Consider the following 18252-nt stretch of genomic DNA (forward strand, 5'->3'; position numbering starts at 1 on the left):
AGAAGTTGTCCGAAGGAGACCCGCCTTCGGACAGGTATCCGGTTCCGGCAGGAGAAATTGTCTGAACGACCAGATTTCCAGCCAATCCATGAATTCAGTTTCCATGGTGCATTGTACAAAAATATTAAAAATCATTATGTTACAATTAAAAGAGAAAGAGATAAAGCGAGGAATTTCATGAAAAAAATCAAGAAACGCAGATCGACTAAAGCTATGAAAATCTGGCGGGGAATAATGGTCATTATTGGAGCGTTTATAGCCGCGTATGGCTTGGAAACAGTGCTGATTCCAAATAACGTATCCGATGGGGGCGTGACGGGTCTGAGCATTGTCGGCTCTGAATTATTTAACCTGCCGCTGGGAGTTTTAATTGCAGTCATCAACCTTCCGTTTATCTGGTTAGGATATAAGCAGATTGGAAAAAGCTTTGCGTTTAATTCCATTCTGGGCATTGCATCGTTGGCGATCGGCACCATCCTCATGCATCATACGCCGGCGATCATTGAGGGAGATACGCTGCTGATCACGGTGGTAGGCGGGATCATCCTTGGTTTTGGAATGGGTCTGGCCTTGCGTAATGGCGGAGCATTGGATGGAATTGATATGCTTGCGGTGCTGCTGTCCCGTAAATTGCCGTTTGGGACGAGTGATCTCATTCTATTCCTGAACATCTTTGTATTCATCTTTGTTTCCACCGTATTTGGCCTGCAGGGAGCCATTCTTTCGGCCATAGCTTATTTTATTGCCTCTAAAGTTATACATATTGTGGAAGAAGGTTTAAGCGGATCTAAAACCTTTCAAATTATCACCACCCAGCCAGAGGAAATGGTCGAAACCATACGTGACCGCCTGGGCCGGAGTGCTACATATAAGGAAGCATACGGCGGTTTTTCTCATGAACGATTTAAAGAAATTACATGTGTCATCAACCGCTTGGAAGAAACCAAACTTAAAGAAATCATCAATGAAATTGATGAGGGGGCCTTTGTAACTGTATATGATGTGGCAGAAGTCAAAGGCGGCAATTTCAGAAAGAATGATATCCATTGATCTACTCCTGAGAAAGGACGCCTGCGCTTCCTCTCAATTAACCTCTTTGAAGCATTTGATTTTTCCACAAAGAATCACTCATTCACTAGCTGAAGGGTGATTTTTTTAATGCAGCTAAGGCATGACCCTTTTAAATCCTCTCACCCGGTTCTGAATTTTTGCAAAAAGAAATTTTTTACACAATACTATAAATAAGACTATTCCATAGGTTATTTACTTACTGATCTTGGGGATTGTAAATAATAGGAGAACCGGATTTTGGAGCTTTGACCGCTCTATAGAAAGAAGTGTATGGATGGATATATTGATGACGTGTTTGCTGTTGATTGTGGCTTTGCTGATCTCGAATGTAGTGAGCCATTATATTCCTTTCATTCCGACTGCACTTACGCAGATTGGGTTTGGAATCTTGATTTCTCTGTTGTTTCAGGGATATTCGCTGGAGATTGAAACGGAGTGGTTTTTGCTCCTTTTTATTGCGCCGCTTTTATATAATGATGGGCGGCATTTTCCGCGGGAAGAATTATGGAGGATGAAAGGCCCGATTTTCGGAAATGCGATTGTGCTGGTTTTGCTGACGGCATTGGGCGGCGGGTGGTTCATCCATTTTATGATTCCAAATGTGCCGCTGGCTGCAGCCTTCGCTCTTGCTGCCATTTTGTCCCCGACTGATCCAGTAGCTGTAAACGGAATTGCCAAGCGTGTCCATATCCCCGAAAAGATTTTGAATCTGGTCAGAGGAGAATCCCTCATTAATGATGCATCTGGATTAGTGGCCTTCAATTATGCCGCAGCCGCTGTTGTGACTGGATATTTTTCAGTTCGTGAGGCGGTTGTGAACTTCAGTTATATGTTCATTGTGGGAGCTTTAGTGGGATTGGTCCTGGGCCTCTTCATAACCTGGATCAGATTCTTATTGCGCAGAGAGGGAATCAACGATGCTGCATTCCACTCTCTTCTGCAGATTATGACTCCTTTTATTATCTTTATCATTTCTGAGGACCTCCTGCATGCTTCCGGGGTCATCGCGGTGGTTGTTGCCGGGATCATACATACTTTGATACGGGAGAGGACTGAAACCCTGGTTGCGGAGGAACAGGTCCTTACGGAAAATCTATGGTCGGTCGTCTCGTTTATTTTGAATGGAATTGTATTTATCCTGCTGGGGCTGAATATTCCTGGATCCATTAAGGCTACTGTAGAAAGCCCTGATATAAATAACTCCATTGCGGTTATGTATGTTCTGGCAATCGGGTGTGTGATTCTGGGAATCAGGTTCCTATGGTCTTACTTGCTGGGACACCTGCAAAAGGAGTCTGGTTCTGATGAAGCTTGGGAAAAACCAACGTTAATTACGGCCTTGCTTCAGACCCTGACAGGGGTGCGCGGTGCTGTAACCATGGCAGGTGTCCTGTCCATTCCTTATGTCGTCCAGAGCGGGGATGATTTTCCTGAGCGTTCTTTAATTTTGTTTCTGGCGGCAGGGGTAATCCTTTTTACCCTCCTGGCAGCAACCATTTTGCTGCCGCTTCTCAGTAAAGATAAGTCGCAGCAGGGAGATCAACTGGAAAATATTGATTTGAGTGAGGCCAAGCGCAATCTATTGCTTACGGGAATTGATGCCATCAGGCAGGAAATGAATGATAAAAATGAATGGGCTGCCTTTGAGCTGATAGGGGAATACAGGAGGCTGTTCCATCAGCTCAATCAAGGAACCCTTGGGGCAAGCTCCATCGCGTTTATGGATAAATTCATAGAGGTAAGGCGTGTCGGGCTGAAGGCGGAACGAAATTATATCCGGAAGGCCATGGACCGTCATGAACTCGATGAGTCTTCCTATGATGTCCTCGAAAGGGCTCTTGATTACCGTGAAGAAGCGATGTCGCAGACGGCTCAGGCCGGAATTCTTTACTTCATGGGGAGAATGGCAAGGAGCTTTCACCGCTTCAAAAGGAAGCAGCTGAAAAGCGAAGAAGGAAAAAATTTCCGGATCAGGCTTGCGGATGCCCAAATAAAATCATCTCAAGCGGCCATCGAGACGCTTCGTGAATTTGCGGGAGCGTACAGCCGTCCTGATATCGTACAGACCGTCATTTCGGATTACGAACGGATCGCAAGGAGGCTCGAACGTCCGGTGTTCAACGATGGAGGAGAACAGGAAGAACATAAAGAACGATTACGGATTAAAGCCATGGACAGGGAAAGGGCGAAAATCCGGGAATTGTTCGAAGCAGATGAAATCAGCAGGGATCAGGTAAAAGAACTGCGGATGTTCGTGAATAACATCGAAAGGGTCATTCTGCAGGGACCGGCTGAATAGAAAGGTAATCCAGTATGAACGTTTGTGCTACTATAGAAAGGAATTCGTACAGTATTCAACCATTTTACGTATAAAAGGGGTGCTGGATTGAACATACTATGGGACTTTGATGGCACATTATTCGACACATATCCTGCGTATACAAAGGTCATGTCTCAGGTTCTGGGGAGCGGGGCAGAGGAGAAGGAAATATACGGTCATCTGAAAATTTCATTAGGACATGCCATTGAACATTATCAAATGTCGGAGAGTCAGTTAAAAGAGGTCGATCGGCTGAATCAGCTGATTGACCCGAAGGATATGATCCCATTCGAGCAGGCAGAAGAGGTCCTGAAGTTTGCGGATAAAAACGTCATTATGACCCATAAGCATAGAGCCGGCGTTTTAGCGGTATTAAAGCATCATGGGTGGGAAAAGTATTTTGCGGATATGGTCACGATTGATGATGGATTTCCAAGAAAGCCGGATTCAGCTTCCTATCTTTATCTGCACAAAAAGCATCATATTGATTTGGCCATCGGAGATCGGCTTCTGGATATTCTGCCTGCGAAAGAATTGGGCATTGCGGGCTGCCTTTTTCAAAATCAGCAGGAGGGTGCTGATTATTATCTGAATCATTACTCGGAATTTTTTAATGTGGTGTATCCGGGAAACTCTGCGAGATAGTGATGATGAGAGGTCCTTTGAGAGAGAGTCTCAATGGGCTTTTTTTCGTTTGAATGGGTGGTTCTCTTTGCTTTCTGGAGGCAGAGGAAAGCTTTTCTGTCTTTAAGAAATCGGACGGCCCCTCGCCGTTTTAATAAACTGAGGCGGCGCAGACCAATCAGCCTAGTTTGCGCCGCTCAGTTCAGTTCCTTGGTTTTTAGCAATGATGTCATTCCGGCGGGGAACCGTAAACGATAAGATCAGTCCAATAATAACGATTATGATGGCCGTACAAATGGTTCCTGCCCAAATCCTTTTTGTCAGTTTAGCATTTTTAAAGAATATATGCTTGGAGTTGAAAAAACCAAGCTTCCAGCTGATAAAAACAAACAAGAATTTCAATGCCTCGGCGACTGTTGCAGGATTAAAATACACTTGTTCTCTCCCAGAGTCTGTACGGATTCTTGCAACAGAGACATGAGGCAGATCTGCCCGGCGTTCCGCAGATAAGAAAACTTTGGAAAGGAAAATAGCAGTTAAAAGGATGCCGGCAAGCAGCCCGGCTAAAAAAGTATTTAGATCAAGAATTTCTACCGCATGTTCATAACCGAACGAATTTATCATCCACTTCATTAATTCTTCCAAATCAGGTACCTCCTTTTAATACAATCATTCCTTTGCAGATAAATCTTTATATAACTCCAGCATTTTCAAATATATTTGATCCTTCTCTTCCCTGGTCAGCTCGTCATTGGCCATGATTTCCGACAACAAACTACGTAAGTTATTCGATTGAGCATATTCTTTCCTGACCGTTACGGGTGTTCTGCCGAGCGTTGAAAAAAGTGCTTCACCTGGGATTTCTAAGAAGTGTGCCAGCTTATCGACAAATTCATCGGAGGGTACTTTTTTTCCTCTTTCGAGCTCCGAAATGTAGTTATACGAAATGTCTGCCTGTGAAGCAAGATCGTGAAGGGTAATTCCCATTTCCTTTCTTCTATCCCTGACAAGTGAGCCGAATCTCTTAAGCTGTTCTTTTATGGTCATCATAAGGGTTCTCCTTTTTCTTATTTTAACATTGCGGGGCTGTGGAAACATCCATTTATGTGAAAAGGGCAGGAAGGGTCTTAGTGTTTGCCTCTAGTTTATACCCACTCCATCCAGGAAAAGAATCCAGGCTTTCTAGAAAAAGTATGTTTTTCTTAACGCATATAGGGAATTAACACAATGAAACCCCTGTCCATGAACCATTTGCGCCCATAATTTTCGCTGGCAGCGAAAAAGTTCTGCAGGGATTAGAAGTAATGGGGACGATAGACGAAGGCAGAAGGAGGATGAGTATGGGGAAACAAATTGAAATTATGATTGATGGCCAGCAGTATATGGCTGACGAAGAACAGACGGTCATCCAGGTTATTCTGGAAAAGAACCTGGACATTCCACATATTTGCTACCATGAAGGACTGGGAGCAATCGAGACCTGTGATACATGTGCAGTTTCGATTAACGGGGAAATTCATCGAGCCTGCGGGACTTATGTCAGGGAAGGAATGAATGTCCTGACAAATTCTTCTGAAGTAAAGGAAGCCCAGTTTAAAGCCATGGATACCATTCTCGAGCATCATGAACTTTATTGCACGGTATGCGATAACAACAACGGCGATTGCGAAATACATAATACTGTGAGAATGATGGGCATGGAGCATCAGCTTAAACCATTTGAGCCAAAGCCTTATGAAACGGATAACGGATTTTTTTACCGGTATGAGCCTGATCAATGCATTCTTTGCGGAAGATGTGTAGAGGTCTGCCAGACGGTTGAGGTGAACGAAACACTGAGCATCGATTGGGAATTGGATCAGCCCAGGGTAATCTGGGATGACAATGTCCCGATCGACCAGTCTTCCTGTGTAAGCTGCGGCCAGTGTGTAACCGTCTGTCCTTGCAATGCTTTAATGGAAAATACCATGCTCGGGGAGGCGGGATATCTTACAGATATAAAACCTGGTATTCTGCGTTCCATGATCGAGACGACCAAAAATGTGGAAACCGGATTCGGTCCGTTATTTGCTGTTTCTGACTCAGAGGCGAAGATGAGGCAGGACAGAATCAAAAAGACCAAGACGGTATGCACCTATTGCGGAGTCGGCTGCAGTTTCAATGTGTTCACCAAGGGACGGGAGATTTTAAAGGTTGAACCAGAGCTCGAGTCACCCGCAAATGGCATCTCCTCCTGCATTAAAGGGAAATTTGGCTGGGGCCATATCAATAGTGAGGAAAGGCTTACCAGACCGTTGATTCGGGAAGGGGATTCTTTCAGGGAAGCGGATTGGGACGAAGCCCTGACCTATGTCGCCAGACGGTTTAAGGAAATTGCGGATCAAAATGGCCCTGATTCCCTCGGTTTCATTGCTTCCTCCAAGGCGACAAATGAGGAATCCTATCTTCTTCAAAAGTTTGCCCGCCAGGTGATCGGAACCAATAATATTGATAACTGCTCGCGCTACTGCCAGGCGCCTGCCACAAAAGGACTCTTCCGTACTGTCGGCTATGGAGGGGATGCGGGCTCGATGGAGGACATCGCATCTGCTGATCTCGTAATATTAGTCGGGTCTAATACGGCAGAGTCGCATCCGGTATTAGCTTCTAAGATCAAACGCTCTCATAAGCTGTTCGGGCAGAAGCTCATTGTCGCTGACCTGCGCAAGCATGAGATGGGACAAAGGGCAGATCTTTATATCCATCCGGAACCTGGTACTGATTTGGTGTGGCTTTCTGCTGTGACCAAATATATCATCGATCAGGGCTGGCATGACCAAGAGTTTTTGGAGACAAAGGTAAATGGCTTCCATGAATATTTAGCCAGCCTGTCAGAATTCACTCTTGAGGCGGCTGAGGAAGTGACAGGCATCAGCAAAGAAACCATGATCAAGACAGCCGAAATGATCCATGAATCAAAGAAAACCTGCATCTGCTGGGCCATGGGAGTCACTCAGCACCAGATCGGTTCTGACACTTCAACGGCTATTTCCAATCTTCTTCTTATCACAGGGAACTATGGAAAACCGGGAACAGGCGGCTATCCTCTCCGCGGCCATAATAATGTTCAGGGAGCAAGTGATTTTGGAAGCATGCCTTCTTATTTTGCTGGCTATCAAAAAATATCGGATCAAGAGATCGCGGCGAAATTTGAGGAAGCATGGGGAACTAAGATTCCTACAGAAAAAGGACTTGATAATCATAAAATGGTCGAAGCCATCCATAAAGGCAGTTTAAAAGCCATGTATGTGACAGGGGAAGATATGGGCATCGTCGACTCCCATATATCCTATGTGACCAAGGCCTTTAAAAAATTAGAGTTTTTCGTGGTCCAGGATATGTTTTTGACAGATACCGCCCAGTATGCGGATGTTGTACTCCCGGCTTCTCCAAGCCTTGAAAAGGAAGGCACATTTACCAATACCGAACGAAGGATCCAGCGTTTATACCAGGCACTTCCGCCTCTTGGGGAATCGAAGCCTGACTGGGAAATCTATAAGGCTCTCGCAAACGAGCTTGGTTTTAATTGGGACTACAGTTCGCCGGCAGACATCATGGAGGAGGCGGCTTCTCTGACCCCGATGTTTGCAGGCGTCCGTTATGACCGCCTGGAGGGCTTTGAAAGCCTGATGTGGCCTGTCGCGGAAGATGGCCGGGATACTCCTCTTCTTTATACAGAGGAATTTCACTTTGAGGATGGAAAGGCAAAGCTCTACCCGCTTGAATATACCCATCATTATCAGACAACGGAAGAGTATGATTTCCATGCGAATAATGGCCGGATCCTGGAGCATTTCCATGAAGGGAATATGACGTATCATACCGAGGGCATTGAGAAAAAAGTGCCGAATTCCTGGATTGAAATGTCGAAAGAAGCAGCGGACGAGCTGAGAATCGAGGAAGGAGCCAAGGTCCGCCTGAAAAATAAAGCGGGTGAAACCACCGGAAGGATCCATATTTCCGATGAAGTGACAGGGAAGGAATTGTACCTGCCTTTGAATGATAACGGAAAGAGCGCCGTCAACTACCTGACAAATAATACTGTGGATAAAGATACAGATACGCCTGCTTATAAGGAAGTTGCAGTCAAACTAGAAGTGTTGAAGGAAAAAGGCGATTCTCCTCTCCCGCTGTTCAACTACCGCAGAGGCCATAGAAACCCTCAGCCGGGTGTTGAGGTAGGACGGAAGTGGCAGAGGGAGGATTACGCTTTCCCAGGAAATGAGGTGAAGAAGAATGGCTGATAAAATAACCTCCATTAAGCGCATGGAGATTCCAAAAGAGAAAATCCGCCAAGATAATCTTCAGGAAGTACTTGACGCCCTGGCTGATAACAAGGATGCCATGCTTGAAACCATCCGCTTCTTCTCCCTCCTGCATAAGGAAGGGAATCTGGCCATGATCAATGCGATGGTGGCCTATCAAGAAACCATTATGGGAAATGTAAGTTATGAGTTTAACAGGGCAGAGAATGGCACCATTATTAAAAATCTATTTCTATTGCTGGACCTTCTTGGCATGCTGAATCTCAGCGGAGTCGATCAGCTTTCCAACAGGCTGACCAGGCAGAGGATGGTAGAGGATAAGACGTATCCGGATGTTGAAAAGGTAGGGATATTTGATTTGATGAAAGCTCTAAAGGACCCTGAGGTAAATCGTGTAATCAGCATCCTGCTGCTTTCGTTAAAAGGTGTAGGAAAAAATAAGGATGATAAAAAATAATCTGTCAGCCACCTTGGGATTTTCCTTGGGTGGCTTGATTTCAGGATTTAGAAGTTTGATAGACCAAGGAATAAGGAATAAACCAATAGTTTGTTTTTTTAGGAGGATTATTGAAACGATGATCATTACAAAAAAGGCGGCCAAACAAGTGCTGCAAATGAAAAAGGAGGGAACAGGATGAGAAGATTCAGCCTGTATTTTCTTTTGCTGCTGACTCTCCCGCTGGCTGGATGCAGCCCGTTTTCCAGTGTAGCCGTACTGAATCCAAAAGGAGAACAGGCAAAGGAGCAAGTAGACCTAATCACTCTGAGCATCTCGCTGATGGCTCTCGTATTCCTGGTTGTCCTCATTCTGTTTATACGATTCGTCTATAAATATAGACAAAGACCGGGCTATACCCCAGATCCCATTCATCAAAATCGAAACAAAAAATTTGAATTAATATGGACGATTTCTCCCTTCATTATCTTGTTTATTCTTGCGGTTCCTATGATTCAAACAACGTTTGGAGAGGAACAGGAATCCAAGTCCCCGTCCGACCTTACAGTGAAAGTAACGGCAAGCCATTACTGGTGGAGATTTGAATATCCCGGTCAAGGAATCGAAACAGCTGAGGAGCTTCATCTTCCGAAAGGAAAAAAGGTCACGCTTGTGCTGCATTCAACAGATGTGATTCATTCCTTCTGGGTGCCGCAGCTCGGAGGGAAGCTGGACGTTATACCTGGAAGGACCAACAAGCTGTCGCTGACTCCCCTGGAGAACGGCACTTATCAAGGGAAATGTGCAGAGCTGTGCGGCAAGAGCCATGCGAACATGAGATTCAAGGTGAAGGTAGAAAACGAGGATGATTTTAACAGCTGGATCGCTGGGCTTAAATCAGGAAACCAAACACAGTCCCTGAGTAAATCTGAGGCTGAAGGAAAGAGCTTGTTTAACGAGAACTGCCTCACCTGCCATGCTGTCGAGGCACAGGTGGAAAATAAAAAAGGGCCCAATCTAGCAGGTTTTGCAGAGAGAGAACGTGTTGCAGGCATTTTGCCGAACACAAAGGAACACCTGGAGGATTGGATGAAGGATCCGCAGAAATTCAAACCCGGTTCAGAAATGCCAAAAGTAAAGGGGCTGGATAAAAAGGAGTATGAAAAATTGGCGGAGTATCTGCAGACATTACATTAAGAAAGCGGGGAAACTATGAGCATTCCTTTTTTTAATACGGAGATTAAATTCGCATCAGATATTATTGCTGCAGATTTATCCATTATTATCATTATGGCTGCACTCATTTTTTACATAAGCAAGACTCACCAATGGAAATCCGTATGGAACCTGGCAAAATCGACAGATCATAGAAAAATTGGCATTCTCTATATTTCCATTGGATTCATTTTCTTTCTGAGGGCCGGCCTGGACGCGCTCATTATGAGGTCGCAGCTGGCTTTTCCAAATAATCACTTCTGGGTATTTCAAGGTGATAAATATAATCAGGTGATGACCACACATGGAACCTTGATGATCTTATTTGTGGCCATGCCTTTTTTGATCGGATTGATGAATGTGATCGTACCGCTGCAGATTGGTGCGAGGGATTTGGCGTTTCCCTTTATGAACGCATTAAGCCTTTGGCTGTTTGTGATCGGAGGTGTACTCATAAATTTAAGCTTTATCCTGGGAGGGGGACCTTCTGCAGGATGGACATCCTATGTACCGCTGGCGCTTAGTGAAACCATTCAAGGGAATGGAACAGGATTCTATGATTTAGCGGTGCAGGTATCGGGGCTCGGTACGATCATGGCCGCCGTCAATTTTTTGGTGACCATTATAAAGATGCGTGCTCCCGGCATGGGTTTTATGAGGCTGCCGCTTTTCACATGGTCTGCAATCGTGACCTCCATCCTGATTCTGGCTGCCTTTCCCGTGCTTGCTGTAGCACTTCTGCTTCTAATGTTCGATAATACATTTGGCACACAGTTCTATTCGGGCGGCGTTGGAAACCCTGTCCTCTGGCAGCATTTATTCTGGGGCTTTGGACACCCGGAGGTCTATATCTTGATTCTTCCTGCCTTTGGTATTTATTCGGAAGTCATCTCCACCTTCTCCAGGAAGTCCGTTTTTGCCTATACGTCCATGATTCTGTCCCTTGTGCTTATCGGCTTTTTGGGATTAATGGTCTGGGTACACCATATGTTCACTGTGGGACTTGGAGCGATTGCCAATGTGTTCTTCGCGATTACGACGATGCTGATCGCTGTTCCGACAGGGATCAAGATCTTCAACTGGCTGTTTACCATCAGAGGGGGAGAGGTGCGGTTCAACACGCCGATGCTGTTTGCTCTTGGATTCATTCCTTCTTTTGTCATTGGCGGGGTAACCGGAGTCATGCAGGCTGTTGTTGCCGCTGATTATCAATATCATGACAGCTATTTCATTGTTGCCCATCTTCATTATGTATTGATTGCCGGGACGATATTTGGATCCTTTTCAGGATTTTATTATTGGTGGCCGAAAATGTTCGGTTATATCTTGAATGAGAAGCTGGGGAAGTGGCAGTTTTGGACCTTTCTGATCGGTTTCCATATGACCTTTTTCATGATGCACCTATTGGGTCTGAAAGGCATGCCGCGGAGAGTATATACGTATTACCCGGAGGACGGTTTATTTGAATTGAATTTCATCAGTACCATAGGAGCCTTCTTAATGGGAATCAGCGTCATGCTGTTTATATGGAATGTGATTTACAGCTGGCGCCGCAAAGAGAAAGAGAATGTTTCGGATCCCTGGGACGGACGTGCGCTCGAATGGGCAGTTTCAAGCCCCTCCCCTCATTTGCGCTGGCCAAGACTTCCGGTTGTCAGGGGAATCGATGCTTTCTGGCACGAAAAGAAATTTGGGAATGAAAAGATGCAGTTTTCCGAAAAAGAAGAAACTCACATTGCTTACGAAAAGCCTACGATCCTGCCCATCCTGCTAAGCGGAGGTCTGTTCACCATCTCATTTGGCTTGATTTTCGGACTGACCATCGTATGGATCATCGGCATTGCCGGAGTATTGCTCTTATTGGGATTGAGATCGTTAAGGTATGAATCTGGTTTAACGATTTATACAAGCAGCCAGCTGGAGAAGGAGATTCGAAAGGGGGATGGTTATGAGACTTAAAGCGGCGGTACATGAGAAAACAGAGGAATTTGTCCATAACCATTCTGAAAAAAAGGTAGCCATGTACCTTGTGATTTGTGCAGAGTTTGTAATGTTTGCCAGCTTAATTGCAGTATATTTTGTGATGATGAATCATCAAAAAAACGGCCCTTCACCAAAGGAGTTTATCCATTTCAAAAGCATCATCCTGCCCACCGTTTTTCTCTTAGTAAGCAGTCTGACCTGCTATTTGGCAGATAAAACCTTAAAAGTAAACGAACCGCAGAAAGCCCTTGTATTTCTAAGCGGCACCCTCCTGCTTGCTGCGGTATTCCTTGGTTTTGAGATAAGGGAGTTCATCATGGATGGGTTAAGGGGGCATACCCTGACTAAAAGCCCCTATTTATCTTCCTTTTTTGTGCTTGTAGGAATGCATGGCAGCCATGTTTTGTTTGGGATCGCCTGGATGGCCGTTCTCATTTTGCATATTTTAATGAAAGGAGCAGCTGCTGTAAATAAGGCTCGTATTGCAGCCTTTAGCATCTATTGGCACTTTGTGGATGCTGTCTGGGTCTTTATCTTTCTGCTGGTGTATTCGCTTGGAGAGCTGATGTGAGTGAAACGCTGAATCATAAAAACAAAACAGTCTGGGGTATGTATGCCCCAGGCTGCTTATTTTTATTCAGCCGGTTTATATGCATCCACAATCAAGGAAATAAAAACCAGGCTTCCATTCTGATTTCTATGGTCGAAGCGTTTTGAACGATAAATGAAGCCCTCTTTTTCATCCCACTCCTGCGCATGAAATTCCCCGTTTTCATCACAGTATTCCAACAGCCGGACCGAAAATCCTGCTTCTTCAAACATAGAGGTGAGGGTCTTGTATGTATGGACGATCTTATGGCTGGCGGCAGGATGATCGGCTGGTCCCGGGCCTCCAATCTGTACAGTCCTTTGATAGTCCTCGTCAGGAAAAAATCCGTCCGGCACCGCACAGCGTACATAGCCGCCGGGTTTTAAAAATTTATAGCAATTCCTCGCAGCAGCTGTGCCTTCTTCATAGGATAAATGCTCCCAGACATGCTCTGCCAGAATAGCCTCCAATGTGCCAGGGGAAAATTGTTTCTCCCAGTCCGAGCGCTCTAATACGTTTAAGTCTTCTTCCTGGGTTTGGAGCCAGGCTGGATTGTTATCGTATTCCCCGGCACCGATGACGACCTTTATGTTTTCGATATCGTTCATTTTGTGTATGCCCCATTTCTCCATATGCTCATTAGGTGAAAAATTAATAATCGATTGTAAAGCAGCAAGGTTCACAGGTTGAGAGGGTAATAGGAATAAAATTAATCCAAGGTATTGACAATGTTATCTGACCATTCAATGGACTTGATATAGATGTCATAAACCTTCTTAATTGGAATACGAAGTTCAAGGCTGAGCTTTTCGGCTTTGTCTGTCCGGCATCTTTCGAGATTCTGCACCAGGTCCAGCAAGAACTGCAGTTCATTTACTTTCCCTTGCAGAGCCTCCTTGATTACCAATGTAAGGGGCAATTCTTCCAAGATATCTGACATGGGTCTATCCAATATTGTATCAATCAATGAAAAAAGCCCAAATAAGAAGTGCTCAGAGATGTTAACTCCTCTTATGGATCCGATAGATTCAAAAAATTTAGCTCTGCATAGAGAGAGTCTAATGACTTCTTTATCTTTTGGCTTATTTGATGTATATGCCAGGACTAGAACCCATTTCCTTACTTCGTATAAGCCAAGAATAACAATAACTTGTTTAATAGAGCTGATTTTGTTTCTCATATGATAGGCAGTGCTGTTAACGATTTTTAATAATTTGTAGGCTAATGAGAAATCACTCTCTATTAAATGGGTGATTTCATTGATGTCAGGCTCAGGACTATCAAGCTTTTCTAAGAGGGCATAGTAGCTGTAGTTTACCTGAGCAAACACATCCTTTGCTTTTATGACTACGGGTTTACTGAAAAAATAACCCTGAAATAATTTAAAGCCAATTTCTTTGGCAATCAGGAACTCCTGATGTGTCTCTACTTTTTCTGCCAAGAGCACGATATTTCTATTAGAAACCTTTGCAATCAACTTAGAAATATCGCTCAAATTTGTATTCATGAAATCGACTTTGATAATATCTGCATAGTCGATTAAATGTTTATTTTCATCTTTGAACACATAATCATCCAAAGCAATTGTATATCCCAAGCTCTTGAGCATTTTACACGCCTGAAGGATCTCTTTTGAATCGTTAATATCCTCAAGAAGCTCTATCACAATAGCATCCTTTTGAAATAGTGCTGGAAGTCCTTCCAATATCAAATTTTTAGTGAAGTTAATAAAGCACTTCTTTCCATTTGCCAATTTATCTATGCCAATACTTAAAAAGCTGGCTGCAAGGACATCTACAGTCGCTTTGTCCCCATCTGTTCCCGTATAGCTATTTTCTTCGCTGTTTCTGCTTAACAATTCATATCCAAACAGCTCCTGGTTTTCGTTAAAGATGGGCTGCCTTCCAACAAAAACTTCCATATGAATGTTCACATCCTTTTCAGTTGCTGAAGGTTCAGCATAAAAGGTCTAAATCTCTAAAAAGAAATAAAAGGAAATATAGGGACTATTTTACTATAAATTCTCTTGTAAATATATAGGGAAATATAAGAATTTCCAAATGAGGCGGAACCTAGAGAGGGAACGCATGCCAAGGCGAAGACTTCTTCACCCATCGAGCCCATCGATAGAAAGGAGACAAGTTTTGTTTTGTGACTTAAGATTTTGAGATGGGAGAGGAGGACTTCGTATTTATAAGATAACGCATTTACTCACATAGGAGTTTTTTAGAATTTAATTGCGAACATACATTCTCTGTACTACAATAAAGAAAAATAGAAAATGTGGTGATGGATATGAAGAATATGACTGATATAAACCTGGATTTTTATCGAAGTGAATACAGGGAAGAATTACTTAAGTTCGAGCTTCCTGAAGAACAGGCCCAATTTACAGCGCTCCCAGCAGACAAGCTTGAGGAAGCGTGGATTGCACCGGACCAGTATCCGATTGTGATAGCTGACGGCCACAACTCTGTGGGATTCTTCATCCTGCATTCGAGTGACCGGGTAAAAGACTATACGAATAATCCGAAGGCTTTATTGCTGACAGCCCTTTCTATTGACCATTCCAGACAGGGAAGAGGCTATGCGAAAAGAGCGATGGGACAATTAGCTGGGTTTATCAGGGAATCTCTGCCCGGTTTTGATGAGATTGTTCTTGCTGTCAATAAGAGAAATGTGGCTGCACAGAAGCTTTATGAAAAAACAGGCTTCCGGGATACTGGTGAGAGAAGGATGGGGAAAATCGGGGAACAGTTTATTTATAGCTGCCCTATATAATGAAAAAGAGCCGGGCGTTCTTACCCGGCCCCTGATATTTATTTCGCAGAGAGTTCCCTTTCTATCACCCATTTATGGTTTTTGACTTTTTTTCCGCCGGTAGTGGGCGTATAGTCAATCATATAAACAGTAGTCTTCTGGGCTGTGTCGATTTCAGCCTCCGCACCCTTCATTCCTTCCATATGATCGGCCATTAGAGTTACTTTGTCTCCAGATTTAAATGGCTCTTTTCCTGCACCCTTGATTTCCTCATGAATGACCCATTTATGATTTTTAACAGGATCCCCTCCGGTTGTCGGAGTGTAGGTTACAGAGTATACGGTCGTGTCGAATGCACCTGAAACGGTTGCTTCCGAGCCCTTCATCCCCTCCATATGATCAGCCTTTACGAGGACCCGGCTTCCGGGTTTGTAGGCGGGATTTACGGCCTTCTTCAATCCGGCAGGTACCTCAGCTGAGCCGGAATGATTCATATGCATTTGGTTCATTGATGGTTTGGATGGAGTATCATGCGCAGCATTGCTGCCGCAGCCTGTTAAAGCGAGTATCACAGCTGCGGAGAGAACAGCGGCTTTCTTTTTCATTATTCTATACCTCCCTATGGTTTATGACCATAGTGTACTCCTTACTTTTGAAGAACTTATGAAGATGCTGGATTCATTTTGGGGAGGCTAATTGAAACGGTGGTACCCTTTCCTTCTTTGCTTTCAATCCAAATGGTTCCCTGGTGGGATTCGACGAGCCTCTTTACGATGGCCAGTCCGATTCCGCTGCCCCCCGTGCGGCGGCTTCGTGAGTGATCTTCCCGGTAAAAACGGTCAAACGCCTTTTGGATGGATTCTGCTTTCATTCCGATTCCATTGTCCATGACCTTTAGCAGTACTGTACCGCTCTGATCTTCCGCAAGAACCGAAGCAGAGCCGCCGGGTGACGTATACTTAAGAGAATTGGATAGAAGATTAAAGAGCACCTGTTTCATCCTTTCTTCGTCAAAATCAAATTCTAAATCTCCTTGAAAAAACAGTTCCAGGTCTACATTTTTCTGCAGGAAAGCTCCTCTGATTGATGCGGCACACTGTTCAATGACGGTCTCCAGATCACTTGGCCGTCTGCAGATTTTAAAATCCGAAGCTTCGATGGTATTAAGCTGCTCAAGATCCTGTACAAGATGAATCAGCCGGTTGATTTCCTCGGTACAATCTTTAATCCGTTTGGGGGTAGGATCCCAGATTCCGTCTTCAAATGCTTCCATATGGCTCTTCAAGGTCGCAAGAGGAGTACGGAGCTCATGTGCAATATCCGCCGTCATATTTTTTCTTGCTGTATCCTGTTTCTCAAGCTCCGAGGCCAGCTGATTCAAGGAAAGCCCCAGCTGGCTCAGCTCATCATTGCCTTTGATCGATACACGGGTTTTCCATCTGCCCTTAGCCATCCTGTCAGCAGCCCTTTTCATTTGCAGCAAAGGGGTGGACAGCCTTTTCGCCGCATAAAAGCTTATGATGATCACAAGAATGATAGCTCCCAAGGCTGTATAGAGGATGGATTCCATCATGGCCCGCTCGAGATGGGTGCTTAAAGGCGCCATTTCCTTGCGGGAGGAAGATTCGTTCTGAAACATGGCGATATGATAATGAGCTTCAATGGCATAGACGATGCTGGTCAAAATTAATACGGCAGAGGCAATGCCGATCAAAATAAGGCCGAGACGTACACGCAGCCCTTTCATACGCGCTCACCTGAAAATTTATATCCTATGCCATAGACCGTCACAAGATATATTGGTTTTTTCGGATTGGCTTCCATTTTGTGCCGCAGATTTTTAATATGCTGATCAATGATCCGGGCATCACCGTCAAAATCCATCCCCATCACATAATCAACAAGCTCATCCCGTGTGTAAACCCGTTCTGGATATTTGGCCATCACCAAAAGCAGCTTATATTCACTGGGAGTAAGGGGCAAGAGATTTCCATCTGCTTTTACCTCCTGCTTGCTTTGATTGATGACCAGCGCTCCGTTATTAAAGGAAATGGATTCTGCCAAAAGTAAATCGGGGGTTGTTCGCCTAAGGATCGTTTTTACCCGCATCACCAGTTCCCGCGGGCTAAAGGGCTTAACCATGTAATCGTCAGCTCCGATGGACAGACCGTGAATTTTATCATCTTCCATTACTTTAGCTGTCAGCATCAAAATCGGAGTGGCAGCCACTTTCCTCACTCTGCGGCAGACCTCCTCTCCAGACATATCAGGGAGCATAAGATCCAATATAATAAAGTCAATGAATCGGTTATGAATTACACTAAGGGCGTCTTCGCCGGTTTGTGCTTCCGCAATCTGATAATCCTCCCTCTTCAGGTAAGACGAAATAACCTCCCTGATTTTGGGTTCATCATCTACAATCAATATCGTTTTCATGTTAATCTCCTCGTTTTAAAACCGAATATAGTTGCTTTATATAAAATATACCCTTTTACGCTTCAGAGTTCTAAATGAAGGGGAGTCCACTTAAAAAAATTTAGTGACGGAGATTGACAGAATACTAAAAAGGTTTAAGGAGTATGGAAGCGAATAGTAATAAATGCAGTTTATATCAGGGGGATTATGATGGATTAAGGGGTATTTATAAAATTTTTGGATTCTGGTATGGCTGAGGAGGTACTGAAGCTGCAGCTGCAAAATAAAGACTTATTTGAAAGGTACTCTGTTAATAGGAACCCGGCATTTTATACCGTCGAAGGACAATTAGAGAGAATGAAGAAGAATGAAGAATCCCAGGGAGAGCCTCGTATTTTTGGAGTTTTCCTCACCGGGAGCCATGAATTAATCGGAGAGGTAGGATTATTTAAAATCGAGAGAACACATGCCAGCAGCTGCTCTTGACAGCGGGCATAATGGGAAGGGATAAATGACAGAAGCGGTACAGTCACGG

At 44.3% G+C, this 18252-nt stretch carries 18 protein-coding genes; 11 read left to right on the top strand and 7 right to left on the bottom strand.

The genetic code is table 11. The features are described 5' to 3' along the window. Window positions 1-177 precede the first annotated feature (177 nt). The 3 genes from H539_RS0116530 (at window position 178) to H539_RS0116540 (ending at window position 4036) form a co-directional block, all read left to right on the top strand. Complete coding sequence (locus H539_RS0116530; RefSeq protein ID WP_026694431.1) at window positions 178-1050, top strand: YitT family protein; 873 nt, start codon at window positions 178-180, stop codon at window positions 1048-1050. Window positions 1051-1357: 307 nt separating this feature from the next. Next, window positions 1358-3370, top strand: a complete 2013-nt coding sequence (locus H539_RS0116535; RefSeq protein ID WP_245602207.1) for a Na+/H+ antiporter — start codon at window positions 1358-1360, stop codon at window positions 3368-3370. 87 nt (window positions 3371-3457) lie between these two features. Next, complete coding sequence (locus H539_RS0116540) at window positions 3458-4036, top strand: HAD-IA family hydrolase (protein ID WP_026694433.1); 579 nt, start codon at window positions 3458-3460, stop codon at window positions 4034-4036. Between the two features lie 162 nt (window positions 4037-4198). On the opposite strand, the gene H539_RS0116545 is transcribed toward H539_RS0116540, so the two are convergent. Both H539_RS0116545 and H539_RS30225 read right to left on the bottom strand, forming a co-directional pair. After that, on the bottom strand, window positions 4199-4660 hold the full coding sequence (locus tag H539_RS0116545; protein WP_026694434.1) for a hypothetical protein: 462 nt from the start codon (window positions 4658-4660) through the stop codon (window positions 4199-4201). 24 nt (window positions 4661-4684) lie between these two features. Continuing rightward, window positions 4685-5065 (bottom strand): helix-turn-helix domain-containing protein, encoded by a 381-nt coding sequence (locus tag H539_RS30225; RefSeq protein ID WP_051348645.1) that lies wholly within the window; start codon window positions 5063-5065, stop codon window positions 4685-4687. A gap of 290 nt (window positions 5066-5355) precedes the next feature. On the opposite strand from H539_RS30225, the gene fdhF reads away from it, so the two are divergent. Genes fdhF through H539_RS0116580 form a run of 6 tightly spaced genes read left to right on the top strand, consistent with a single transcriptional unit; the run spans window position 5356 to window position 12524 of the window. Further along, the gene (gene fdhF / locus H539_RS0116555; RefSeq protein WP_026694435.1) at window positions 5356-8298 is read left to right on the top strand and encodes a formate dehydrogenase subunit alpha; all 2943 of its coding nucleotides are present in this window, start codon (window positions 5356-5358) and stop codon (window positions 8296-8298) included. Then, window positions 8291-8776 carry a helical membrane plugin domain-containing protein gene (locus tag H539_RS0116560; RefSeq protein WP_026694436.1) on the top strand — a complete coding sequence of 162 codons (486 nt, stop codon included), beginning with the start codon at window positions 8291-8293 and terminating at the stop codon, window positions 8774-8776. Before fdhF ends, H539_RS0116560 begins: the two co-directional genes overlap by 8 nt. Further along, a complete protein-coding gene (locus H539_RS0116565) occupies window positions 8763-8957 on the top strand; it encodes a hypothetical protein (protein ID WP_026694437.1) in 195 nt (64 codons plus the stop codon). Before H539_RS0116560 ends, H539_RS0116565 begins: the two co-directional genes overlap by 14 nt. After that, entirely contained in the window at window positions 8954-9952 is a 999-nt protein-coding gene (gene coxB / locus H539_RS0116570) for a cytochrome c oxidase subunit II (protein WP_026694438.1), read from the top strand. Before H539_RS0116565 ends, coxB begins: the two co-directional genes overlap by 4 nt. A gap of 15 nt (window positions 9953-9967) precedes the next feature. Then, window positions 9968-11929: a cytochrome c oxidase subunit I gene (locus tag H539_RS0116575; RefSeq protein WP_051348646.1), complete on the top strand. Its 1962-nt coding sequence runs from the start codon at window positions 9968-9970 to the stop codon at window positions 11927-11929. Continuing rightward, on the top strand, window positions 11919-12524 hold the full coding sequence (locus tag H539_RS0116580; protein WP_051348647.1) for a cytochrome c oxidase subunit 3: 606 nt from the start codon (window positions 11919-11921) through the stop codon (window positions 12522-12524). Before H539_RS0116575 ends, H539_RS0116580 begins: the two co-directional genes overlap by 11 nt. Before the next feature lie 62 nt (window positions 12525-12586). Here H539_RS0116580 and H539_RS0116585 read toward each other — a convergent pair whose 3' ends face one another. Then, window positions 12587-13198, bottom strand: coding sequence for a methyltransferase domain-containing protein (locus H539_RS0116585; RefSeq protein WP_342664020.1), 612 nt, complete (start codon window positions 13196-13198; stop codon window positions 12587-12589). Window positions 13199-13251: 53 nt separating this feature from the next. Beyond that, the gene (locus tag H539_RS0116590; protein WP_026694442.1) at window positions 13252-14463 is read right to left on the bottom strand and encodes an EAL and HDOD domain-containing protein; all 1212 of its coding nucleotides are present in this window, start codon (window positions 14461-14463) and stop codon (window positions 13252-13254) included. Window positions 14464-14837: 374 nt separating this feature from the next. Here H539_RS0116590 and H539_RS0116595 point away from each other — a divergent pair, with 374 nt between their 5' ends. After that, entirely contained in the window at window positions 14838-15323 is a 486-nt protein-coding gene (locus H539_RS0116595; RefSeq protein WP_026694443.1) for a GNAT family N-acetyltransferase, read from the top strand. A gap of 38 nt (window positions 15324-15361) precedes the next feature. Here the strand turns inward: H539_RS0116595 and H539_RS0116600 are convergent, their stop codons facing one another. Genes H539_RS0116600 through H539_RS0116610 form a run of 3 tightly spaced genes read right to left on the bottom strand, consistent with a single transcriptional unit; the run spans window position 15362 to window position 17738 of the window. Then, window positions 15362-15907 carry a YdhK family protein gene (locus H539_RS0116600; protein ID WP_026694444.1) on the bottom strand — a complete coding sequence of 182 codons (546 nt, stop codon included), beginning with the start codon at window positions 15905-15907 and terminating at the stop codon, window positions 15362-15364. A gap of 56 nt (window positions 15908-15963) precedes the next feature. Next, window positions 15964-17049 (bottom strand): sensor histidine kinase, encoded by a 1086-nt coding sequence (locus H539_RS0116605; protein WP_026694445.1) that lies wholly within the window; start codon window positions 17047-17049, stop codon window positions 15964-15966. After that, complete coding sequence (locus H539_RS0116610) at window positions 17046-17738, bottom strand: response regulator transcription factor (RefSeq protein WP_026694446.1); 693 nt, start codon at window positions 17736-17738, stop codon at window positions 17046-17048. The genes H539_RS0116605 and H539_RS0116610 overlap by 4 nt, the downstream gene beginning before the upstream one ends. A gap of 216 nt (window positions 17739-17954) precedes the next feature. Between H539_RS0116610 and H539_RS32545 the strand changes: the two genes are divergently transcribed. After that, on the top strand, window positions 17955-18203 hold the full coding sequence (locus H539_RS32545) for a GNAT family N-acetyltransferase (protein WP_218970920.1): 249 nt from the start codon (window positions 17955-17957) through the stop codon (window positions 18201-18203). The last annotated feature ends 49 nt before the right edge of the window (window positions 18204-18252 follow it).

Origin of the sequence: Peribacillus kribbensis DSM 17871 (genome assembly GCF_000430765.1) — a bacterium.
In the GTDB taxonomy this organism is placed as follows: Bacteria; Bacillota; Bacilli; order Bacillales; family DSM-1321; genus Paraperibacillus; species Paraperibacillus kribbensis.